Here is a 23497-nt window from a genome sequence, read left to right as displayed (position 1 = left end):
TTTTCTCTTCAACCGAACCGGCTGTTTGTGTGAAGTGATTCACATCCGCCGTGTCAGTGGGTGCGCATTATAGGGAGCTGCTGAGATATAGCAAGCCTTAAAATACAAAAAACTTATCAAGCGCTCATTAATTACACTTTTCACGTTTATCCGCGTTAGGACAAAACCGACGAAACCCAGAGTTCATGCGGCCTACAGCGCATTCCCTACCGAAACCACTTTTTTGCGAAAACGCGATTTTTCTCGTTCCACCACCACCGCGATCACGCCAATGGTGAATTAAGCACCACTCTTGACCCATGACAAAGCGCCACGCTTTCCCTCCTTTCTATAATCAGAGCCGTTTCTTCCTATTGGTAATAATCTATGGCTTATCAACTCAACATTAACTGGCCCGAGTTCTTAGAGAAGTACTGGCAAAAGCAGCCGGTCGTATTAAAGAAGGCGTTTCCGAACTTCATCGACCCCATCACGCCAGATGAACTGGCCGGGTTAGCCATGGAACCGGAAGTCGATAGCCGGCTGGTCAGCCTAGTCAACGGTAAATGGCAGGCCAGCAACGGTCCTTTTGAACATTTCGATGGGCTGGGTGAAAACGGCTGGTCCTTGCTGGCCCAGGCGGTAAACCACTGGCATATGCCTGCCGCCGAACTGGTGCGCCCATTCCGCGTACTGCCGGACTGGCGTTTAGACGATCTGATGATCTCCTTCTCCGTTCCTGGCGGCGGCGTTGGCCCACATATCGATCAGTATGACGTCTTTATTATTCAGGGCATGGGGAGCCGCCGCTGGCGCGTGGGTGACAAGCTGCCGATGCGTCAGTTCTGTCCACATCCGGCGCTGCTGCACGTTGATCCGTTCCCGCCGATTATTGATGAAGATCTGGAGCCGGGCGACATCCTCTATATTCCGCCTGGATTCCCGCACGACGGAGTGACCCACGAAACGGCACTGAACTACTCCGTCGGCTTCCGTGGGCCAAACGGCCGCGACCTGATCAGCAGCTTCGCCGACTATGTGCTGGAAAACGACCTCGGCGGGGAACACTACAGCGACCCGGATCTCACCTGCCGCGAGCATCCGGGCCGGGTTGAAGAGTATGAACTCGACCGTCTGCGCAACATGATGATCGACATGATTCGCCAACCCGAAGACTTCAAGCAGTGGTTCGGCAGTTTCGTCACCACGCCGCGTCACGAACTGGATATTGCTCCGGCGGAACCGGCATATGAAGAAGAGGAAGTGGTCGATGCGCTACTGGGCGGGGAAAAGCTTTCTCGCCTGAGCGGCCTGCGCGTTCTGCATATCGGCGACAGCTTCTTCGTGCATAGCGAACAACTCGACACCACCGATGCCAGCGCGCTCGATGCGCTGTGTCGCTATACCTCGTTAGGTCAAGAAGAGCTCGGCAGCGGCCTGAAAAATCCGGCGTTCGTTAGCGAACTGACGCGCCTGATTAATCAGGGCTACTGGTATTTCGAAGAGTAAGAGAACGGCAATACTGCGGGCGGCGCCTGGCGCTGCCCGCTTGCTTTCAGCCGTTATTGCGCATATTTCGGCAACACGATAATAAAGCGAGTGGAGCGCAGATCGGACTGCACCGCCACGCTGCCGTGATGGGCGCTGACAATCGATTTTACAATCGCCAGACCGATGCCGCTGCCCTCGCCTTTGCGCTGGCGCGAGGGGTCGACGCGATAGAAACGATCAAACAGGCGCGGCAGATGCTCGGCGGCAATCGGCGCGCCGGGGTTCTCCACCACCAGGCGAATCTTCTCGGCGCTTTCGCTCAACTGAATGGTCACCGCCTGCCCGGCCGGCGTATAGCGAATCGCGTTCGACAGCAGGTTGCTGATTGCCCGCCGCAGCATCAGCGGGTCGCCAATCACCCGGCAATGGCTACCGACAAAACGCAACGCCACCTCTTTTTCTTCCGCCCATGCTTCAAAGAACTCAAACACCTTATTCACTTCCTCGGCCAGATCCAGCGCCCGCTGTTCGGGGATCAGCTGGTTATTATCGGCCTGGGCGAGGAACAGCATATCGCTGACCATCCGCGACATGCGCGAGAACTCTTCGAGATTGGAATAGAGCACCTCTTCCAGCTCCTGCTGGCTGCGGCTCTGGCTTAAGGCGATTTCGGTTTGCGTGACCAGGTTGGTAATCGGCGTACGGATTTCATGGGCGATATCGGCGGAAAAGTTCGACTGGCGAGTAAAGACATCCTCTATGCGCTCCAGCATATGGTTAAACGACAGCGCCAGCCGCTCCAGCTCGATGGGCACCGCCTGCGGGTCAAGGCGTACATCGAGATCCCGCGAGGTAATATTCTGGATCTGGCGGCTGATCTGGCGAATCGGCTTATGCCCCTGATAGACCACAAACAGCACGATGGCGATAATCAGCAGGCTGATTATCGACGCCGCGGAAATCAGCTTCGCTTTGAGTTCATTAATATAGTGCAGGTGAAAATCGATCGATAAGGCCATCAGCAGATGCCAGGCCGGTTTGCCATCTGCCTGCTTGCCCAGCGGCAACATGATTAGCCGCCAGGAGCGAGTCTCCATTTGATGATTATCATGAACCATTTCCCGCGGCTGCGGGTCGGTCCATGAAATCACATTACCATGGCGCAACTTCATCGCCAGCCCCGGCGTACTCATAATATGGCTGAGTTCCGGACCGTCTGGCGACTGAAATAAGATCTTGCCCTCGGCATCATCCAGACAGATAAAGACGTTAGCGTAGCCGCCAATCACGTTTTTTAAGATCTCCAGCCGCCGCTCCTGCGGGTAGTCGGCGTGGTTGAGCACCGTCTCAAGCGTGGTGCTGAGCTGCTTGAGATCGTGAACGTCGCGCTCTTCAAAGTGGGCCTTCACCGAATGGATCATGATCCAGGTGAAGGCAAAGAAAGCGATGATGGTGGCGAGGCTGATAAAGAAGGTCAGCCGGGTGGCCAGCGAAAAGGGGCGCTTAGCGGCCATCCGGCACCTCAAGCATATAGCCGACGCCGCGCACGGTCTGGATAAGCTTCGGCTCGAAGTCGTTATCGATTTTGGCGCGCAGCCGCTTCACCGCCACGTCGATGGCGTTAGTGTCGCTGTCGAAATTCATATCCCACACCTGCGACGCGATCAGCGAACGGGGTAGCACCTCGCCCTGATGGCGCAAGAAGAACTCCAGCAGGGTAAACTCTTTGCTGGTCAGGGTGATACGAGTCGCGCCACGCGTCACCTTACGGCTGACCAAATCAACGCTGAGATCGGCCGCCTGAAACTGGCTTTCTACTATTACCGCCGCCCCGCGACGCAGCAGAGTGCGCACCCGCGCCAGCAGTTCCGCAAAAGCAAAGGGCTTCACCAGATAGTCGTCGGCGCCCAGCTCCAGCCCCTTCACCCGATGCTCGATAGTGCCAAGCGCGGTGAGCAGCAGGATCGGCATCCCTTTATTGGCGGCGCGCAGCATGCGCACGATATCCCAGCCGTTGACGTCCGGCAGCATGATGTCGAGGATCAGCAGATCGTAGTCGCTGGTCATCGCCAGGTGATAACCGTTAAGGCCGTTGTCGGCCAGGTCGACGACGAATCCGGCTTCGGTAAGCCCTTTGGTCAGGTACTCCCCGGTTTTCATCTCATCTTCGACAATCAAAATCTTCACGGCTGGCTCCTTCACGCGCGCTCTGTGCGGGTATTCAATTTTAGAGGAGCCCCTCCGGATAGCAATGAAATATCAGGAAAATGACAGCTTTGTCATTTTCCTGTCACGCGTTGAACAGAGCCCGCTGCGTAAAGTATCCGCCATTGATAAATCGCCGAAAACCGTCTGTCGCCATGCGCCCAATAAAGCTTCTTACTCTCAGCGTGATATTCGCCTTAACCGGCTGTCTGTCACTTGCTCCGGACTACCAGCGCCCCGCCGCGCCGGTACCGCAGCAGTTCTCTCTCAGCCAGAACAAACTGGTTACCGCGACGGCGGGCTACCAGGAGACCGGTTGGCGCACCTTTTTCGTCGACCCGCAGGTGAAAAGCCTGATTAGCACCGCGCTGACCAACAATCGCGATCTACGGATGGCGACGCTGAAAGTGCAGGAAGCCCGCGCCCAGTACCGGGTGACCGACGCCGACCGCTACCCACAGCTTAACGGCGACGGCAGCACCACCTATGGCGGCAAGCTCAAAGGCGACACCACCACCAGCAGCGATTATGCCGCCGGCTTGAATCTCAGCTACGACCTCGACTTCTTTGGCCGGTTGAAAAACCTTAGCGAGGCCGACCGGCAGAACTTCTTCGCCAGCGAAGAGGCGCGGCGCGCGGTGCATATCCTGTTGATTGCTAACGTTTCACAAAGCTACTTCAACCAGCGGCTGGCGGCGGCGCAGTTACAGGTGGCGAACGACACCTTGCAGAACTATCAGCAGTCTTACGCCTTCGTTGAAAAACAGCTGCTGACCGGCAGCACCACCGTGCTGGCGCTGGAACAGGCGCGCGGCATGATCGAAAGCACCCGCGCCGATATTGCCAAACGACAAGGCCAGCTAGCGCAGGCCAATAACGCCCTGCAGCTGCTGCTCGGTAGCTATCAACGCCTGCCGGACGATAGCGCCAGCAGCGCCGTGGACCTGAAAGGCGTAACCCTGCCGCCGTCGCTCTCCTCAGCGATCCTGCTGCAGCGGCCGGATATTCTGGAAGCCGAGCACAGCCTGCTGGCGGCAAACGCCAATATCGGCGCCGCGCGGGCGGCCTTCTTCCCGTCGATTACCCTGACCAGCTCGCTTTCTGGCAGCAGCAGCGAGCTCTCCAGCCTGTTTAACGCCGGCAGCGCGATGTGGAACTTTATCCCCAAAATTGAACTGCCGATTTTCAACGCCGGGCGTAATCAGGCCAACCTCGATCTGGCGGAAATCCGCCAGCAGCAGCAGGTGGTCAACTATGAGCAAAAAATACAGTCCGCCTTTAAAGAGGTGGCCGACGCGCTGGCCCTGCGCCAAAGCCTGGCCGATCAAATTGCCGCCCAGCAGCGCTATCTCGCCTCGCTGAATATCACCCTGCAGCGCGCCACCGCGCTCTATCGTCACGGCGCGGTCAGCTACATCGAAGTCCTGAGCGCCCAACGCGACATTTTCACCACCCGACAAACCCTGCTGGAACTCAACTATTCCCGTCAGGCGAATGAAATCACCCTGTTCACCGCCCTCGGCGGCGGCTGGATGGAATAACCCGAGGAGTCTTGATTATGAATTCACTGTCTAAAATCGCCCTGTTCACCCTGCTCTCTGGCGCAGTGTTCGCGGCCCAGGCCGCCGACCCGCACGCCGGTATGGCAATGCACGAGCAGCCCGCTGCCGCGCAGACGCAAAGCATTACTGGCAAAGGCGTCATTAAAGCCATTGATATGGATAGTAAAAAAATCACTATCGCCCACGAGGCCATCCCGGCGGTGAACTGGCCGCCGATGACCATGCGCTTCACCATCACCCCGCAGACGCAGCTCAACAATGTGAAGGACGGCGACAGCGTGGACTTCACCTTCGTTCAGCAGGGCAATCTGTCGCTGTTAAAGGATATCCGCGCCCAATAACGGCCCGGCGACGGTAGCCTACCTCAACAACTGAATGGACGACACATGGCATCCCTGACACTGAAAAATACGGCGCTGATCCTTGGCAGCATGCTGATTGGCGGCGCGCTTACCGCGGCGCTGTATACCCGACTGACGCCGTCCCACGCTGCCGCTCCGGCGGCCGAGCAGCAGCGTAAAGTACTGTTCTGGTACGACCCGATGTACCCGAATACTCGCTTTGATAAACCGGGTAAATCGCCGTTTATGGATATGGACCTGGTGCCGAAATACGCTGATGAGGAGAGTGCCGTCGCCGGTGCGCCAGGGGTGCGTATCGACCCGACGCAGACCCAGAATCTCGGCGTAAAAACCGCCGCGGTCACCCGCGGGCCGCTGCGCTACGCCCAGACCTTCCCGGCCAACATCAGCTATAACGAGTACCAGTACGTGATTATGCAGGCGCGGGCGGCGGGCTTTATCAATAAAGTCTATCCGCTGACCGTCGGCGACAAAGTGAAACAAGGCACGCCCTTACTCGAGCTGACCATCCCGGACTGGGTGGAAGCGCAGAGCGAATATCTGTTGTTGCAGGAGACCGGGGGCACCGCCACGCAGGTTGAGGGGATCCTCGAGCGTCTACGCCTTGCCGGGATGCCGGATGACGATATCCGCCGCCTGAAAACCACGCGTAAAATCCAGACCCGCTTTACCCTCAAAGCACCGATCGATGGCGTTATTACCGCCTTCGATCTGCGCGCCGGAATGAATATCGCCAAAGATAATGTGGTGGCGAAAATTCAGGGCATGGACCCGGTGTGGGTCAGCGTGGCGGTACCGGAATCCATCGCCTGGCTAATTAAAGACGCCTCGCAGTTCGCCATTCAGGTTCCCGCCTGGCCGGGAAAAACCTTCAGCATCAACAAATGGACCATTCTCCCCAGCGTCGATAGCGCCACCCGTACGCTGCAGCTACGCCTGCAGGTCAACAACCCGGATGAAGCGCTGAAGCCGGGGATGAACGCCTATCTGAAACTGACCAGCGAAAGCGCGCCGATGCTGCTAATCCCATCAAAAGCGTTGATCGACAGCGGCAGCGAGCAGCGAGTGATTACCGTGGATAACGAGGGCCGCTTCGTGCCGAAGCTCGTACAGGTATTCCATGAATCCGCCGGCGTTACGGCCATTCGCAGCGGTCTACAAGAGGGTGAGAAGGTGGTCGCCAGCGGCCTGTTCCTGATCGACTCGGAAGCCAATATCTCCGGCGCGCTGGAGCGCATGCGCGCGAAGGCTCCTGATGTCACGGCTCCTGCCGCCCACGCGCACTGAGGAACGGAACAATGATTGAATGGATTATCCGCCGCTCGGTGGCCAACCGCTTCCTGGTGATGATGGCGGCGCTGTTTCTCAGCATCTGGGGGACCTGGACCATCATCCACACCCCGGTAGACGCCCTGCCGGACCTCTCCGACGTACAGGTAATCGTCAAAACCAGCTATCCGGGGCAGGCGCCGCAGATCGTCGAAAACCAGGTCACCTGGCCGCTGACCACCACCATGCTGTCAGTCCCTGGCGCCAAAACGGTGCGCGGCTTCTCGCAGTTTGGCGACTCCTACGTGTACGTGATTTTTGAAGACGGCACCGATCCTTACTGGGCGCGCTCGCGGGTGCTGGAGTATCTCAACCAGGTGCAGGGCAAACTGCCCGCCGGGGTCAGCGCCGAAATGGGCCCGGACGCCACCGGCGTTGGCTGGGTCTTCGAGTACGCGTTGGTCGACCGCAGTGGCAAACATGACCTCGCCGAACTGCGCTCGTTGCAGGACTGGTTCTTAAAATATGAGCTGAAAACCATTCCTAACGTCTCGGAAGTGGCGTCGGTGGGCGGCGTGGTCAAGGAGTATCAGATTGTCGTCGACCCGATGAAGCTGACCCAATACGGCATCAGCCTCGGCGAGGTGAAATCGGCGCTGGACGCCTCTAACCAGGAGGCGGGCGGCTCTTCCGTCGAACTGGCGGAAGCCGAATATATGGTGCGCGCCAGCGGCTACCTGCAGACGCTCGACGACTTCAAAAATATCGTGCTGAAGACCGGTGACAACGGCGTGCCGGTCTATCTCGGCGACGTTGCGCGGGTGCAGATCGGCCCGGAGATGCGCCGCGGTATCGCCGAGCTTAACGGCGAAGGCGAAGTGGCCGGCGGCGTGGTGATCCTGCGCTCAGGCAAGAACGCCCGCGAGGTGATCTCGGCGGTCAAAGAGAAGCTGGCATCGCTGCAAAGCAGCCTGCCGGAAGGGGTTGAAGTGGTCACCACCTACGACCGCAGCCAGCTTATCGACCGCGCCATCGACAATCTCAGCTACAAGCTACTGGAAGAGTTTATCGTCGTCGCGCTGGTCTGCGCTCTGTTCCTGTGGCACGTACGCTCGGCGCTGGTGGCGATTATCTCGCTGCCGCTCGGCCTGTGCTTCGCTTTTATCATGATGCATTTCCAGGGGCTCAACGCCAACATCATGTCGCTGGGCGGGATCGCCATTGCGGTGGGGGCGATGGTCGATGCCGCCATCGTGATGATTGAGAACGCCCATAAGCGGCTGGAGGAGTGGGAACATCAGCACCCGGGAGAGAAGCTAAGCAACGACATCCGCTGGAAAATCATTACCGATGCGTCGGTGGAGGTCGGCCCCGCGCTGTTTATCAGCCTGCTGATCATTACTCTGTCGTTTATCCCGATTTTCACCCTCGAAGGCCAGGAGGGCAAACTGTTCGGCCCGCTGGCCTTCACCAAAACCTGGTCGATGGCCGGGGCGGCGCTGCTGGCGATCGTGGTGATCCCGATCCTGATGGGCTTCTGGATCCGCGGCAAGATCCCGGCGGAGAACAGCAACCCGCTGAACCGCTTTTTGATCCGCATTTATCACCCGCTGCTGCTGAAGGTACTGCACTGGCCGAAAACTACCCTGCTGATCGCGCTGCTGTCGATCCTGACGGTTATCTGGCCGCTTAACCGGGTCGGCGGCGAGTTTCTGCCGCAGATCAACGAGGGCGATCTGCTGTATATGCCGTCAACGCTGCCGGGGATCTCCGCTGCGCAGGCGGCGGATATGCTGCAGAAAACCGATAAGCTGATCATGACGGTGCCGGAAGTGGCGCGGGTGTTCGGCAAAACCGGCAAGGCCGAAACCGCCACCGACTCGGCGCCGCTGGAGATGGTAGAGACCACGATTCAGCTCAAGCCACAGGATCAGTGGCGACCGGGGATGAGCATGGAGAAGATCGTCGAGGAGCTGGATAAAACCGTACGTCTACCCGGGCTGGCGAATCTGTGGGTGCCGCCGATCCGCAACCGCATCGACATGCTCTCCACCGGCATCAAGAGCCCGATCGGCATTAAAGTTTCCGGCACCAACCTGGCCGATATCGACGCCATCGCCGAACAAATTGAAGTGGTGGCTCGCACCGTGCCGGGGGTCACGTCAGCGTTAGCCGAGCGGCTGGTCGGCGGGCGCTACCTCAACATTGATATTCAGCGTGAGAAGGCGGCCCGCTACGGCATGACCGTCGGCGACGTGCAGTTGTTTGTTTCGTCCGCCATCGGCGGCGCGATGGTCGGCGAAACGGTAGAGGGCGTCGAGCGCTATCCGATCAACATCCGCTACCCGCAGAGCTATCGCGATAGCCCGGAGACCCTCCGCCAGTTGCCGATCCTCACGCCGCTGAAGCAGCAGATCGTGCTCGGCGACGTCGCCGAGGTTAAAGTCGTTACCGGGCCATCGATGCTGAAGACCGAGAACGCCCGCCCGACCAGTTGGATCTACATCGACGCCCGCGACCGCGATATGGTCTCGGTGGTGCGCGATCTGCAGCAGGCCATCGGCAAAGAAGTGAAGCTGAAGCCGGGCATCAGCGTCTCCTACTCCGGGCAGTTTGAGCTGCTGGAGCGCGCCAATCAGAAGCTGAAGCTGATGGTGCCGATGACGCTAATGATTATCTTCGTGCTGTTGTACCTGGCGTTCCGCCGCTTCGGCGAGGCGTTGCTGATTATCACCAGCGTGCCGTTCGCCCTCGTCGGCGGGATCTGGTTCCTCTACTGGATGGGGTTCCATCTGTCGGTGGCCACTGGTACCGGCTTTATCGCCCTTGCCGGGGTGGCGGCGGAGTTTGGCGTGGTGATGCTGATGTACCTGCGCCACGCCATCGAGGCGGAGCCATCGCTGGAGAACCCGCAGACCTTCAGCGCCGATAAGCTCGACGAGGCGCTGTACCAAGGCGCGGTGCTGCGCGTGCGGCCAAAGGCGATGACCGTGGCGGTGATTATCGCTGGCCTGCTGCCGATTTTATGGGGCACTGGCGCCGGTTCGGAAGTGATGAGCCGTATCGCCGCGCCGATGATTGGCGGGATGATCACCGCGCCGCTGCTGTCGCTATTTATCATTCCGGCGGCATATAAGCTGATGTGGCTGTACCGGCATCGGGGCAAGCGCGGAGAATAAATAAAGGCAGGCCCGTTGGTATTTCACCGGCGGGCTTTTTTATTATTAGGCCGACAAATAATCACCTCATTTAACCCTCACCCGCTCTCATATTATCTCATCCTCTGCGCCAATCGGCCTTCACTCGACGTTATTCCCTTTAGCTTCATTGATTTTCCCGCTCACCCTGGCTGCGTATTTATCACGCGGAGAAAAGGTGGGCCTTAAATTAATGAGCGCTATCGATGAACCAGAATCCTTTTCCACCCTGTTTATTTTTGCTGTTATTACTTTTCACCCTGAGCACGATATCACCCAGCCATGCCGCGACAGCAAAGGTGGATAATTGCGAGGTTGGCTGCCCAACCGGCGGCAGTCAACAGACGCTCTTCCGCGCGGCCTACACGCTGAACAACAACCCTCACCGTAAACTGGCCAACTGGGTAGCGTATAAAATCACTCGCGCCAGCGAGGCCAGCAACCGGGAGAGAGTGTGGAAGCAGGACCCCGATTTACCCGCCGCCGATACCCTGACGCCCGCCGACTATCGCCGGGCCAACACCTTACTGGCGGTCGATCGCGGCCATCAGGCGCCGCTGGCGAGCCTCGGCGGCGCGGCGGACTGGCCTGCGCTGAACTATCTGTCGAATATCACTCCGCAGGAAGCGGCGCTGAATCAGGGGGCGTGGGCGCGACTAGAAGACGCAGAGCGCGCGTTAGCAGAGCGCCCGGAGGTGACGGCGGTTTATGCGGTTACCGGACCGCTGTTCGAGCGGCATATCGCCACCCTACCCGCCGCGCCGGGCGTGGAGATCCCCAGCGGCTACTGGAAGATTATTTTCCTCAATGATGGTCCGCAGAGCGGCCAGTACGCGGCATTTGTGCTGGACCAGGCAACGCCGCGCGATGCTAATTTTTGCGACCATCAGGTGACGGTGGCGGAGATCGAGCGCCGTACCAGTCCGCATTTGACGCTGTGGTCGGCACTGCCGGCGGCCGTTGCCACAACGCTAAAAACGCAGCCGGGGAGGTTGGCGCGGGAAATGGGTTGCCGATAAGGAGCAAGGGGTAAAGTTGTCGACCTGTCGCGATTAACAATCGGCGTCTTACCGCCAGCCAGCAAACCAGGTATAGTTGCCGTCTCTGCCACTGCTAAGCGCTATTGATATCGTATGAAGCTCGGTTATTTTTGTTACTTCCTGCTGGCCCTTGCCGCCGTCGGCAGCCTGTTACTGCCCTATTCCATCGCCATGTGGTTCCTGCTGGCGAACGTGCTAACCTGGCTTATCTACGGCATCGACAAACTAGCCGCCCGTAAAGCCTGGAGCCGGATCCCGGAATCCACCCTGCTGACGTTCGGCCTGCTTGGCGGATGGCCCGGCGCGATTGTCGGGCAGCAGTGTTTTCGCCACAAAACCCAGAAGCAGCCATTCAGGACGTATTTCATTATTAGCATCGTGCTGAATGTTGTGGTGCTGGTTGGCGGGTATTGGCTGTACCGGGGTTATGGGGTGTAGGGTTGGTGAGTTGAATCATAGCTAAGCAAACTATTAACGAGAAAGCGGAAGTAGATCGACAGATTTATTGGATGATTGGCGAGAATCGTAACTAAATGAAGATGAGGACTGGGACAGTTACTACTTTTAGCCCACCCGCTGATAATCGTTCTCCCTTGATCCCACGGCCACACAGCATGCGCTCACCATACTGATGTAATAATGAGAAGGATTAGGAAGTTGTTCCATCAGCCACGGCTGCTCAGTTGAATATTCGCAATCAGTGGTAGCAACCCACCACACCGGCTCGCCATCCAGCATCATCGGCTGGGCTTCATGATAATGTTCATCCCAACCGCGACCACTCGTATCAGCATAGGCTTTAGCTATAGCAATAGCCTGTTCGCGGGAAATCATCGTTGGACTCCGTACCAAACACTATACATTATTCCTCCCACCGTGATTGGCCCTAAAAGCATGCCAGCAGCTTCATGCCTCAATAAGGAGAATGTTATCTCATAAGTATTACCTAGCGGAAATTTAAATCCCTGAATGATGTACTCTCTACTCATACCTCTGGCTCTTAACAAACCAATAGTTTCAGCAAGGGCCTCTTCAAGATAACGTAATATATAGGATTTAGAATAAGCCGACTGCCTCATGAATACACGCAACTCACGTAATAAATAAAACTTAGGTGCGATCGCCATATGAACTCGTTCATGATACAACGTCGTCAGCATTTTCAGATAGGCTTCATCCTTTGACATTACGTTAGGATAATAGTTACGCCCAATAGTTGCACCCCCCAAATTTTCGTCGCCCCCTGCTCCACATCCTTATATTTGGTTATTTTTATAGTGGGTGTATAACGCCAACCTCCATTTCTCGGAAGACTCATGCGTTTAGCTATTTCGTTACTATATTGGGGCATCGAAGCCCCCCTGAAAGGCCTTTTAAACGTATCGGCTGGTTTCGCTTTAAGTAAAATGACAAAAATAGTATTCACTCCAACCAACATGATTGCTTCTGAAAGATCTCTTGCCGCATCCTCAAGCTCATCTTCTGTTTTAGCATTGATGGTTTTTATTGCAAAGGTATACAATAACTTCCCTGTATTAAGAGCAACTCCACCTATTGCAACCCATCCTGCACAGAGGAGTATCACATCAGCGATTTCACCAACTCCAAAAAAATGAGCACTTCCCCAAACTATTAATACTCCAGACATTGTCACTAATGCGTGCGGAGTTAACATCGTTAAAAGATAGTTTCCAATATCAACAGGTAGGTGATTAGCTGTTTTTGTTAGGACAATCTGTAACTTTGCTTGCAAATCCATGCGCAAAACATCCATTTAGCCCCCTGGGTTAAGTTATAATTTCAGCTCTATTCCATTCAGAGAGAACACTATGATAGAACATAAACACCATACTAACTGATTAATAGTTATGATTTCATGCTTTATTTTCCCTTGCTCTTATTAAAAACAAGCTATCAAAGATGATAATTAACGGATCATTTTATATAAATTATTAATCAACCACATCACAGAACTATTAGCAGATTAGTTAACAGTAACTTTTATCTGCAATCGTAGGGGAATAATAGACTCATATTTATTATACAAAAAAGGGCAATTATAATGACTATCAAAGAAAGAGATCTATTCGATGCCGGATTCACTGAGAGCGATGTCGAGAGTCTGCATCGCAGGCTTGCAGCAGCAGAAGGAAATTTGGATGAACTGATTTCAGTGCTATCCCGCCGATTCCGGGTAGCATTCTGGGTTACCGTTGCTCTGGTTGTGGTTATGTTCGTCACCACCTTATGCGGCCCCCAGAAATACCTCATCTCTGGAGGTCTGGGTACTGTTGTAGTACTGGCTATTACCTGGGGTACATTCTCACCATTCCTGGCCTGGAAGGCTAACCAGCTGCAGAAAAAATATCTCATCAAACAAATAGATAGTGGTCTCTCTGTATAACAACGCCATTCAGTCGCTACCTCACTCTGCCAGCATCTGCGCTTTAAGCTCTTCCGGCGTATATGGCGGGTTTCGCCGATGCAGCATCGCGTGACAGTTGGGGCAAACTGGGATCAGGTCAGTTTTCGGATCCAGACGATAGTCCTGTTTAATCTCCGATAGCGGCACCAGATGATGAATGTGGATAAAGCCCTGGCCGATATCACCGTAGCGCTTCGCCATATCAAGGCCGCACACCTGACACCGGGTACCGTGATAGCGCAACGCGGCCTCGCGGGCCTGGCGATCGCGCTCATAGCGATTAACCATAACCTGAACCGCAGCCCCTTCTACAAACTCACTTTTCGTCTGTAGCTCGTCGGGGAAAGGGGTAATACCAGCATCATCTACTCGCTCCTGAACGATCTTGAATCCTTGCTCCAGCAACAGACGGAAGCATTTGGATTTGATCCCACCGCTGAAATCCGCCGGCGTGAACTCCGTTTTTGTCGCCATGGTGGCCGCTATCCCAACGATAGCTTTAGAGGGATAACGACGTCCTTCGAATTCGACTTCATACAGACGCGCGTCTTTAAACTGATGCGCTATACCCTCGTCGTATGCGCGGATGGCTTCGATGATGCATTCTCGCGATAGATGATCTGGCAACCGTTTCATATGGCTGAACTATTTGATGATGAGTGACCTCATTATAGATAAAAAGCGGAATAAATTTCGAATAGATAAATCATGGTGATAGTTGAAAAGAGACCTGGGTTGGATATCGAATCCCGGTGGCTTGATCGTCAGCAGTTTTGCGAGCATCATCGCAATTATTTAGCGAAAAACGTAACGCGATGCCTTCCAGTAAAACTCTGCAACAAGCGATCGCCAATATCACTATCTGGCGCAAAGGCGAACAGCGCGCGCCGCATAAACCTCTGCTGTTGTTGCACGTGCTGTCGCATTACCAGCACGGACATCCGCGGATGTTCGATTACGCCTCAGAGGTTCGTGATGAGTTACATAGCCTGCTGGAGCGTTTTGGTCCACAGCGCGCGCAATACCGCCCCGATATGCCTTTCTGGCGTCTAAAAGGCGACGGCTTCTGGGAATTACGCAACGCTGAGCAATGCTCAACTGAAGGCAGCAGACAGCCACCCTCTAAAGAACTGGAAACCTATCACGTCGCGGGCGGCTTTGACGAAGAGCACTTCGCGCTGCTGAGCAAGAATAAGAGGCTGATTAACACCCTGGCGCATCAGATCCTGCAGGCCCATTTCCCGGAGAGTATTCAGGAAGAGATCGCCGACGAGATGGGGTTTGATATCCAGCAAATTCGCAAAGAACGCGACCCGCTGTTCCGCCAACAGGTGCTACGCGCTTATAACTATGAATGCGCTATCTGCGGCTTTAATATGCGCCATGACAATACCTCCGTCGCGCTGGAGGCTGCGCATATCAAATGGAAGCAGCACGGCGGTCCATGTGAAATTCCCAACGGCCTGGCGCTATGCGCCATTCATCATAAGGCGTTTGATAAAGGCTCGATTGGCCTGGATGAGCATATGCGGGTACAGATTTCTCCCGCGGTTAACGGCGGCGGGATTGTCGGAAAGCTGTTCTGGGATTTTGATGGTAAGCAAATTGGATTGCCTCAGGGGAAGGATTGTTACCCGAAAGAGGGATTTGTGGAGTGGCACAGGAGAGAGGTATTTAGGAGGTGAGGTAAGGCACGTGACTATATGGCACGGAGTCACCCCTCCGCTATTTTGTCAACGTCCCGGTACGATCGATAAAAAATTCATGAACATATTTTTTATTATTTAAACCGTAGTTAATGACATAAGTATGGTTCTTCTTCCATTCAATATCGATGCAATTGTCAGGATATGATGACATTAACTTGTCATAACCAGAACTCATTACCGTTTGCGTCTTACCGTTTTCGCCTGAATCAATAGTGTAGTAATTCAATACATCCCTTTTATCCAAACTAAAGCAAAGATGCTCTCCATTAATAATGGTATCTCTTGGGTGTGGCGCAGGATTACCACCAGGACAACCGGAAATAAGAAAAGTTAAAGGTAAGATAGCGAATCTCTTCATTGTGGAAATCCCTTCATAACTAATTTATATTTTTGAAGCAATGTATAGTCAGATTCTTTATGATCATAATCTCGTAATGCAGGCAGATACAGATAATTTTTAAAACCGTAAGCTTGCAACAACCAGTAATCACTAACTAATGAAGCCTGCTGTTCTAAGCTATAATGTCGTATGTTCTCCTTGTCTAAACTATAACTGTAATCAGCAAATCGGGAGAACAACCCTCTGGTTCTGACAAACATCCCGTGCTGCGCTTGCCATACATGCATTAACTCGTGCATGAATCTATGTTTTTTTCTGCACATCAACTTCCATTGAAAAATCATGGGAATAGGTGTCTTCCCTAAACCACATTTCGCCGTTAGGACTCATAGCAATATCAGTAGGCTGCAGATTGAACGGCAAATAACTTTCCCGATGAATCCACACTGTATTGTACCGGAGACCGTAGCTGTATAGCGTTCTTGCTAACCCAATCTCACCAGTGGTTATAAGCCTCGTTCCACCGGGCTTAATACGTGTCCCGGATGTCGCGTTAATCCTCTCGTTTACAGGCATTCAAAATCCCTCTGAATTGCAGCGGCATTGTTTATTTATCGTACGCCAATGCAATCGACAAGGAAAATATTTTTACCGGAAAATTCTGCTGTAAGGCCACACCGTTGGTAGGAAGGTAATAAGCATATTCGTTACAATCGTTACTGACATAGAAAAGCGTGGCAGGAACTGCTTCCCTCCCCCAAAATTGAAGGCCTATCACATAGCGGGAGGATTTGACGAAGAACACTTCGTGCTGCTGAGCAAGAATAAGAGGCTGATTAACACCCTGGCGCATCAGATCCTGCAAGCCCATTTTCCTAAGAGTATTCAGGGAAAGGTTGTAGTTAGTTGAGTGACAAAGGAGGGTGATATTTAAGGAATTAAGTTAATGACATATTTTAAATGGACACATAATAAATATTATCCCCTCTGCATAAGTGTTCTTCTTAAATTAATTCAATAGATTAGGTGAATAATTCCACGTCAATATATTCAGTTAAATTATTTAATAAACAAAGATAAATTATTTAATGAGTAAATTTTGAATATTTCATTAATCACTAACCGTTAAGAAAATGTCGTATTATGATTTTAGTCAAAGCTCAACGAATAATTTAAATTGTTCTTTGGACATTCCTCGCAATTGTCTAATAAATTGATACGATAAAAGTATTCTCATAAAGGAAAAAGACACATGGCTTACGAAGCTCAAATCAGCCGTAATAACCCTACAGCATTTCTTTTCATTGTCGATCAGTCTGGTTCGATGTCCGATAAAATGTCTTCAGGTCGTAGTAAAGCGGAGTTCGTCTCCGATGCGCTCAATCGAACTTTGATGAATCTCATCACTCGCTGTACTAAATCTGAAGGGGTGCGCGACTATTTCGAAATCGGGGTTTTAGGCTACGGTGCCCAAGGGGTTTCTAATGGTTTCAGCGGCCCATTGGGAGGGCAAGTCCTCAATCCAATTTCAGCCCTGGAACAACATCCAGCCAGAGTGGAAGATCGTAAACGGAAAATGGATGATGGAGCCGGCGGGATCATCGAAACAGCAATTAAGTTTCCAGTATGGTTTGATCCTACCGCCAATGGCGGTACACCTATGCGTGAAGCGCTTACCAAAGCCGCCGAGGAATTGGTGACCTGGTGTGACTCTCATCCGGATTGCTATCCTCCTACAATTTTACATGTCACTGACGGTGAATCTAACGACGGAGATCCAGAAGAAATAGCCAATCATCTACGGCAAATTCGCACCAATGACGGCGAAGTTCTGATTCTTAATATCCACGTCAGTTCCCTCGGTAATGATCCAATAAGATTCCCCTCCTCCGATGCCGGTTTGCCAGACGCCTATGCTAAGTTGCTTTTTCGCATGTCCAGCCCTCTTCCAGAGCATCTGGTACATTTCGCGCAAGAAAAAGGCCATCCTGTGAGTATCGAATCTCGTGGATTTATGTTCAATGCTGAGGCTGCCGAGCTTGTCGATTTCTTCGACATCGGAACCCGGGCTTCTCAGTTACGCTGAGCCATAATGAAACTGGAATTCTCAGGAACCGTTCCCAAAGATCCTCTATGCCCTGAGGCAAACGAGGATAAATATGCCTTCTCCGGAGACGGGAGAAGGCTCGCTCTCTGCGATGGAGCAAGCGAGTCTTTCAATTCAAAGTTATGGGCAGATCTTCTTAGTCGTAAATTCATTACGGACACGGAGGTCAACCCTGATTGGATAACATCTGCTATGGCGGAATATTCTGCCGCACATGACTTCCCATCTATGTCCTGGTCCAAGCAAGCCGCATTCGAAAGAGGCAGTTTTGCGACACTAATAGGCATAAAGGAATTTGAAGAGCATCAGTCGGTAGAAATTCTTGCTGTAGGGGATAGCATTACGTTGCTGGTTGATGGCGAAAAATTGATTCGAGCATGGCCATTCGATAACCCAGTCAAATTTAAAGAACGGCCAACATTGTTTGCCACGCTCCCTACTCATAATAATTTCGTTGGCGGAAATTGCTTTTGGACAATTCATGGGAAAAATTTTTACCTCGAAAAACTCATTCAGCCCAAACTTCTCTGCATGACCGATGCACTCGGCGAATGGACGCTGACGCAAGCTCAGGCGAAGGGTTCTGGTCTTATTGAATTACTTTCGTTGCAAACAGAAGAGCAGCTTGTGGAATTAGTCTTGAGGGAACGTGCAGCAAAACGTATGCGTATCGACGACTCAACACTGCTAGTACTATCGTTTTAACGCGGAAAGAAAGATGCCTTACCCATCTCTTGAACAATACAACCAAGCATTTCAGCTACACAGTAAGCTGTTAAGCGATCCTGAATTAAAATCTGGCTCAGTCGCTACGACAGGATTGGGTATGCCTCTTGCCATCAGTGGTGGTTTCGCGCTGACCTATACGATCAGTTCGGGTGCTAAGAAATACGCCGTTCGTTGTTTTCACAGAGAATCCAAAGCATTAGAACGTCGCTATGAGGCTATCTCAAGGAAAATTGAGAGTCTTCATTCCCCTTATTTTCTCGACTTTCAGTTTCAACCCCAAGGTATCAAAGTCGAAGGTGTATCGTATCCTATTGTTAAAATGGCATGGGCGAAGGGAGAAACACTAGGAGAGTTTCTTGAGGTCAACAAGCACTCTGTGCAAACAATGGCAAAACTATCTGCGTCGATAGAATCACTCGCCGCCTATCTCGAAAAAGAAAAAATTGCGCATGGTGATTTCCAGACTGGAAACCTGATGGTATCTGACGGTGGAGCAACCGTTCAGTTAATTGACTATGATGGAATGTATGTTGATGAGATTAAGACATTAGGCAGCGCAGAACTAGGGCATGTCAATTTTCAACACCCCTTGCGTAAAGCGACAAATCCGTTTAATCATACTCTGGATCGCTTTTCACTGATATTACTGTGGCTGGCCCTTAAAACCTTACAAGTCGCCCCATCCATTTGGGATAAATCAAATTCAGAGCTAGACGCAATAGTTTTTCGGGCTAATGACTTCGTTGATCCTGGTTCATCACCCATTTTAAGAATGTTAGCGGGCGTTCCACAGCTCTGCGCCTTTATAAAGAATTTCGCGGCGATCTGCGTTTCAGAGATGGATAAAACGCCTTCACTAGCTGACTTTATTGTAGGCAGAAACATTCCCGTATCCCTGGCAATTATTAGCATGAATGGGGATATTCCAAGAAGCAGACTGAAACCTGGTTATATTAGCGCCTATACCGTCCTGTCAGCCCTGGATTACAGCGCTTGTCTTCAACGAGTTGGAGATAAAGTTGAAGTTATCGGTAGAATTATTGAGGTTAAACTTAATAAGGCTAAAAATGGAAAACCATATATCTTCGTTAATTTCGGTGACTGGCGGGGAAATATCTTTAAGATATCCATATGGAGTGAAGGCATTGTTGCTTTGCCTACCAAACCCAATACTTCATGGATCGGGAAATGGATTAGTGTAACCGGCCTTATGGAACCGCCTTACATCAATGAGAAATTCAACTATTCACATCTCTCAATTACGGTAACGACTGTTGGTCAAATCACAGTTCTTTCTGAAAAAGATGCCCACTGGCGTCTCGCAGGGCCGAGCCATATCCAACAAATGCCAAATTCTACAAAAAGCAATCAGGCAGCCCTGGAGCGTATAAAGGGAAAGAGGATCACCGTAACGCCTAACTCAAAAAGCATCAGCGCTACATCAACAAACCAGGCGGTCCTTGATAAAATAAGAGCATCGGTACAATCTTCAGCACCGGTGAGAGCGCAAACGCAGCCTGTAGCGTCTGCTAAATCCTCGACACATTATGCAGCACGAACCAGACCAACGACCTCACAACAGATATCACAACAGATATCACAACACCAAAATATTCCAAGTAAGACCGTTACTTCGAATCAGCAAACATCTATGACAGATATAATAATTAAGGCTTTCAAAAAAATATTTGGATGATTGTATTATTCAACCAAGACATTCCATATACGTTACATAACAACACCCATCCTTCTATGGTTAACTGGTTATGTGCAAATTACGACATAAGTCATATGCCGTATAGCCTAATATTCAGCACGAAGGAAACCCGTGTAGAATTATGGATTTCGCGAGCATCGACAGATATCAACACCATGGCACCGAATAGGCTGGAACAAAGCCGGGTATCTGTTGAAGAGGTATCAAGAAAACCACGGCTTCAACAGCTTGCCGCCGTACAGGCCGCTCACGTTGAGAAGCGCAACACCGTAATGGACGGCAGAGCAATGATTGCCGCTATGAGCCATGAAACCTGCGTCCGAATTGGCAGGTACGTAAAAATATTCGCGCAGGATTGAACATTCTGGTTAGCCAGACTCCACGTCGGTACAAGTCCCCCCATAAAGCGCTGGGACGAATGAGTTAATTAAAAAACGGAAATTATTTTAAATCATGGGACGATGTCAGTTTTATGCTGGCTAAAACGTTGCCAGCCATATATACATTATCATCATGCAAGAGGTGCAATCATGAGTAAATACAATGAAATACAGCGTCAGTTAGATGAAGTAAGTCCAATCCCAAAAGGAATTCCTAAAGTATATCTTTTAGGGGATACTGGAGCAGGAAAAACAACGTTTATTCGAAGAATATTAGGAACTGAAAATACCAAATTCCCGACTACCAGACAAAGCAGAACAACCGTTGCACCTACTGAGTATGTAATATGTAACTCATCCAGCTATGAATTAACAATTTTGTTAAAATCTTTTAATGAAATTAATGGATATGTCAGAGAAATTTTAAAAGAGGCATTTGAAAAGTCATTAAAAGGTGAGGATGTACTCAGAAGTTTACGTCAAACAAATGATCAGCGATTTCGTTTATACTATCTTCTTGATCCCAGTGATATTACAAACTTTTCGGCAGAAGTGATTTCACTTACACCACTTCTTTCTGAAAAAATAATTGAGCTAAAAGAAATTTTCAACGACGATATAACAGATCAAGATGAGTATATCAGTTTTGCTATTGATGAACTAAATGATAAAGTCGAATGCATTCAAAATAACATTATGAATCTCATTCAGAAGAATGTAATGTCTATTTGTGATGGAAGTAGGTTAAGCAATGAGTCGCAAGTATATAAATTTACTTCAACTGAAAAAGAAGACTTCATCAAAAAATGCAAAAAAACATTATCCAGTGATAAAGAATCTATATCTCCTGTTGTCGAGTATGCAAGGTTGAGTGGAGAACTCAAATCTGAATGGGTGAGCAATAGTGCAGAAATAGTTATCATTGATGGTGAAGGCATTGGGCATAATACAAAAGAAACTGCACAATTAGACTCCAGACATTATGATTTCTTTTATGATGTTAATTCAATATTACTTATCGAAGAATCAAAAAAACCTTTTATTGCTGGAGGTAAAAATGCATTGAAAAGTATTTTCCAGCGTGGGTATGGCGAGAAATTAAAGTTGATATTCACTAAACTGGATGAAGTTATACCTTATGATTCAGACGAGCCAACAGATGATGACCGGATCGATTATGTAAAAGATGGTCTCAATAACGTGCTGGACGCATTAAAAAAAGAAGATGTAAAGTGTAACATTGATATTGGTGATATTTATTTCATCGGGGACCTCGATAAAACCGATCGTAACGAGCGGCTTGAATTGGCTTTCAACTCCATATTTGAAAACACAGTCTCCACGATAAATAATGACGAAGTGTTCATTGAGCCAAGGTATGACTTTGAGTTATTAGCACTGCATATCAATGCTACTGCTAATGATTTTAAAACACATTATAAAAGACTATTAGACAGAGAACATTGGAAAACAATAGAAGCATTCAATCGTCGTATGTATTCAAATATAGATGGATTTAGAATGTTTATGCCTATTACTGATTTTGAGGAAACCGTAAGCAAATATATTGGGGGTTTTTTAACTTCGCCAGTAGGTTGGAAATATGAAGCCATTGATAATTTGAAGCAAAAAAGCATTAATAAAATCAAGAGAGAGTTCAACAAACTAATTCTTAGTTTCATTCGCAACAAGTTAATTACTGAACCGTATGAAAAATGGAAAGAATCCTATTTTCTAGCTGGTACCGGTTCAACTATTAGCAGGAAACGGGATATAACGACCATTTTTAGTAATGCAGTCATTGATGCCTCTCAAGCTGAGCACTTTAAGGTATTCAAGGATCAAATTAAGGATATTGTTGTCAAATCAATAGAGAAGTGTAAATGAGTTTAGTTAGATAGAATGGTCCCGGATAATATCCGGGACTGACACTCTGCCAGACGCAATTATGAACTTAGTCGTTAGAATACTTATGATTGTTTAAGGGAAATAACTATGCCTTTAGATTTAAGTAACACGTTGGTTATTGGCATTAGCGCAACGGCACTTTTTGACATGAGCGAATCTGATCGTATGTTTCGCGAAACCTATGCGACCGATCCCGACAGCGCCATTGAAAAGTATCGTGCCTACATGCTGGAACACGAAAACCAGCCTTTACAGCCCGGGACAGGTTATCCCTTGGTTAAAGCGCTTCTGGGGCTGAACCAGTATCGCCAACCCGATGATAAATCACCGTTGGTTGAGGTTGTTGTCATGTCGCGTAACAGCCCTGATACGGGTATCCGCGTTTTGAATACCATTCGCCATGATAAACTCGACATTACACGTTCAGCTTTTACCGCTGGTGAAACCGTTGCCGATTACCTTGATGCTTTTGATGTGGATCTGTTTTTAACCACTAATGTCGAAGACGCGCAAAAGGTTATTGATTCCCGATATTGCGCCGCCGCTATATTGAAAGAGCCCCCTGCAGATGCCCCTGATATCCCAGAAGAGCAAGTGCGTATTGCTTTTGACGGTGATGCTGTCCTTTTTTCCGATCAAAGCGAGCTAGTTTATAAAACTCAAGGGATGGCCGCTTTTCATGCTCGGGAAGACGCGCAGCAGGATATCCCTATGGAAGAGGGCCCCTATGCAACCCTGCTTAAAAAAATAGCCAAGCTTCAGGAACGACTACCGATCCGCGTTGAGTATTCTCCCGTTCGTATCGCGCTGGTGACGGCCAGAAACAGCCCATCAGAAATGCGCGTCATTAAGACATTGAGAAGCTGGGGGGTATATGTCGACGAGGCTTTTTTTCTTGGTGGTGTAGAGAAAACGAAAGTCCTGAAGGCCTTTAAACCGCATATTTTCTTTGATGACCAGGATGTACATTTGGTTGCTGCTGCAAAAGTTGTTCCTTCTGGTAAGGTTCCTTATGCTAGCAATTCCGAGCTTTTTAAAAAGGAAGCATTGTAAAAATTGACAACAAATAGCCACCCA

22 protein-coding genes and 1 pseudogene are annotated in these 23497 nt (G+C 50.6%); 16 read left to right on the top strand and 7 right to left on the bottom strand.

Going from position 1 to position 23497, the window contains the following annotated elements; translation table 11 throughout:
- Window positions 1–366 precede the first annotated feature (366 nt).
- Complete coding sequence (locus ABLU80_RS25180) at window positions 367–1488, top strand: cupin domain-containing protein (protein ID WP_015368487.1); 1122 nt, start codon at window positions 367–369, stop codon at window positions 1486–1488.
- 53 nt (window positions 1489–1541) lie between these two features.
- Here ABLU80_RS25180 and ABLU80_RS25175 read toward each other — a convergent pair whose 3' ends face one another.
- Window positions 1542–2984, bottom strand: coding sequence for a Cu(+)/Ag(+) sensor histidine kinase (locus tag ABLU80_RS25175; protein WP_348850593.1), 1443 nt, complete (start codon window positions 2982–2984; stop codon window positions 1542–1544).
- Window positions 2974–3657: a copper response regulator transcription factor CusR gene (cusR, locus tag ABLU80_RS25170; RefSeq protein ID WP_047080543.1), complete on the bottom strand. Its 684-nt coding sequence runs from the start codon at window positions 3655–3657 to the stop codon at window positions 2974–2976. The genes ABLU80_RS25175 and cusR overlap by 11 nt, the downstream gene beginning before the upstream one ends.
- Before the next feature lie 173 nt (window positions 3658–3830).
- On the opposite strand from cusR, the gene ABLU80_RS25165 reads away from it, so the two are divergent.
- The 6 genes from ABLU80_RS25165 to ABLU80_RS25140 all read left to right on the top strand — a co-directional run bounded on the left by ABLU80_RS25165 (window position 3831) and on the right by ABLU80_RS25140 (window position 11543).
- Window positions 3831–5216 carry an efflux transporter outer membrane subunit gene (locus tag ABLU80_RS25165; RefSeq protein ID WP_058655204.1) on the top strand — a complete coding sequence of 462 codons (1386 nt, stop codon included), beginning with the start codon at window positions 3831–3833 and terminating at the stop codon, window positions 5214–5216.
- Window positions 5217–5233: 17 nt separating this feature from the next.
- Window positions 5234–5578: a cation efflux system protein CusF gene (gene cusF, locus ABLU80_RS25160; RefSeq protein ID WP_348850592.1), complete on the top strand. Its 345-nt coding sequence runs from the start codon at window positions 5234–5236 to the stop codon at window positions 5576–5578.
- 45 nt (window positions 5579–5623) lie between these two features.
- Complete coding sequence (locus ABLU80_RS25155) at window positions 5624–6886, top strand: efflux RND transporter periplasmic adaptor subunit (protein ID WP_320944519.1); 1263 nt, start codon at window positions 5624–5626, stop codon at window positions 6884–6886.
- A gap of 11 nt (window positions 6887–6897) precedes the next feature.
- Window positions 6898–10047 (top strand): CusA/CzcA family heavy metal efflux RND transporter, encoded by a 3150-nt coding sequence (locus ABLU80_RS25150; RefSeq protein WP_348850591.1) that lies wholly within the window; start codon window positions 6898–6900, stop codon window positions 10045–10047.
- A 224-nt stretch (window positions 10048–10271) separates the two neighbouring features.
- Complete coding sequence (locus tag ABLU80_RS25145; protein WP_348850590.1) at window positions 10272–11084, top strand: DNA/RNA non-specific endonuclease; 813 nt, start codon at window positions 10272–10274, stop codon at window positions 11082–11084.
- 114 nt (window positions 11085–11198) lie between these two features.
- Window positions 11199–11543, top strand: coding sequence for a DUF1294 domain-containing protein (locus ABLU80_RS25140; protein WP_348850589.1), 345 nt, complete (start codon window positions 11199–11201; stop codon window positions 11541–11543).
- A 126-nt stretch (window positions 11544–11669) separates the two neighbouring features.
- Here the strand turns inward: ABLU80_RS25140 and ABLU80_RS25135 are convergent, their stop codons facing one another.
- The 3 genes from ABLU80_RS25135 to ABLU80_RS25125 are packed head-to-tail and all read right to left on the bottom strand — an operon-like array spanning window position 11670 to window position 12879.
- Window positions 11670–11939: a hypothetical protein gene (locus tag ABLU80_RS25135; RefSeq protein WP_042894158.1), complete on the bottom strand. Its 270-nt coding sequence runs from the start codon at window positions 11937–11939 to the stop codon at window positions 11670–11672.
- Window positions 11936–12232, bottom strand: a complete 297-nt coding sequence (locus ABLU80_RS25130; protein ID WP_348850588.1) for a hypothetical protein — start codon at window positions 12230–12232, stop codon at window positions 11936–11938. The genes ABLU80_RS25135 and ABLU80_RS25130 overlap by 4 nt, the downstream gene beginning before the upstream one ends.
- A gap of 59 nt (window positions 12233–12291) precedes the next feature.
- Window positions 12292–12879 (bottom strand): hypothetical protein, encoded by a 588-nt coding sequence (locus ABLU80_RS25125; protein ID WP_348850587.1) that lies wholly within the window; start codon window positions 12877–12879, stop codon window positions 12292–12294.
- Between the two features lie 288 nt (window positions 12880–13167).
- Here ABLU80_RS25125 and ABLU80_RS25120 point away from each other — a divergent pair, with 288 nt between their 5' ends.
- Window positions 13168–13509: a hypothetical protein gene (locus ABLU80_RS25120; RefSeq protein ID WP_348850586.1), complete on the top strand. Its 342-nt coding sequence runs from the start codon at window positions 13168–13170 to the stop codon at window positions 13507–13509.
- Between the two features lie 21 nt (window positions 13510–13530).
- On the opposite strand, the gene ABLU80_RS25115 is transcribed toward ABLU80_RS25120, so the two are convergent.
- Complete coding sequence (locus ABLU80_RS25115; RefSeq protein WP_348850585.1) at window positions 13531–14166, bottom strand: HNH endonuclease; 636 nt, start codon at window positions 14164–14166, stop codon at window positions 13531–13533.
- 179 nt (window positions 14167–14345) lie between these two features.
- On the opposite strand from ABLU80_RS25115, the gene ABLU80_RS25110 reads away from it, so the two are divergent.
- Window positions 14346–15215 (top strand): phosphorothioated DNA-binding restriction endonuclease, encoded by an 870-nt coding sequence (locus ABLU80_RS25110; RefSeq protein WP_045386870.1) that lies wholly within the window; start codon window positions 14346–14348, stop codon window positions 15213–15215.
- Between the two features lie 40 nt (window positions 15216–15255).
- On the opposite strand, the gene ABLU80_RS25105 is transcribed toward ABLU80_RS25110, so the two are convergent.
- Entirely contained in the window at window positions 15256–15597 is a 342-nt protein-coding gene (locus ABLU80_RS25105; RefSeq protein WP_042894168.1) for a putative T6SS immunity periplasmic lipoprotein, read from the bottom strand.
- A 742-nt stretch (window positions 15598–16339) separates the two neighbouring features.
- Here ABLU80_RS25105 and ABLU80_RS25100 point away from each other — a divergent pair.
- From ABLU80_RS25100 to ABLU80_RS25070, 7 genes and pseudogenes are all read left to right on the top strand, one after another.
- Window positions 16340–16477: pseudogene (locus tag ABLU80_RS25100) on the top strand (HNH endonuclease); the annotation flags it as partial.
- Between the two features lie 354 nt (window positions 16478–16831).
- Window positions 16832–17665, top strand: a complete 834-nt coding sequence (locus ABLU80_RS25095; RefSeq protein ID WP_212769385.1) for a TerY-P anti-phage system-associated VWA domain-containing protein — start codon at window positions 16832–16834, stop codon at window positions 17663–17665.
- A 6-nt stretch (window positions 17666–17671) separates the two neighbouring features.
- Window positions 17672–18391: a hypothetical protein gene (locus ABLU80_RS25090; RefSeq protein WP_212769384.1), complete on the top strand. Its 720-nt coding sequence runs from the start codon at window positions 17672–17674 to the stop codon at window positions 18389–18391.
- 13 nt (window positions 18392–18404) lie between these two features.
- Window positions 18405–20111 carry a serine/threonine protein kinase gene (locus tag ABLU80_RS25085; RefSeq protein ID WP_348850584.1) on the top strand — a complete coding sequence of 569 codons (1707 nt, stop codon included), beginning with the start codon at window positions 18405–18407 and terminating at the stop codon, window positions 20109–20111.
- Window positions 20108–20491, top strand: coding sequence for a DUF4268 domain-containing protein (locus ABLU80_RS25080; protein ID WP_212769382.1), 384 nt, complete (start codon window positions 20108–20110; stop codon window positions 20489–20491). Before ABLU80_RS25085 ends, ABLU80_RS25080 begins: the two co-directional genes overlap by 4 nt.
- Before the next feature lie 171 nt (window positions 20492–20662).
- The gene (locus ABLU80_RS25075; RefSeq protein ID WP_348850583.1) at window positions 20663–22399 is read left to right on the top strand and encodes a hypothetical protein; all 1737 of its coding nucleotides are present in this window, start codon (window positions 20663–20665) and stop codon (window positions 22397–22399) included.
- A gap of 108 nt (window positions 22400–22507) precedes the next feature.
- Window positions 22508–23473: a 5'-nucleotidase gene (locus ABLU80_RS25070; protein WP_348850582.1), complete on the top strand. Its 966-nt coding sequence runs from the start codon at window positions 22508–22510 to the stop codon at window positions 23471–23473.
- Window positions 23474–23497: the final 24 nt, after the last annotated feature.

The sequence above is a fragment of the Klebsiella sp. CN_Kp104 genome, assembly GCF_040064515.1.
GTDB classification, from domain to species: domain Bacteria; phylum Pseudomonadota; class Gammaproteobacteria; order Enterobacterales; family Enterobacteriaceae; genus Klebsiella; species Klebsiella aerogenes.
The sequence above is the reverse complement of the archived record's forward strand: the minus strand, read 5'-3'. Positions and strand labels throughout refer to the sequence as shown.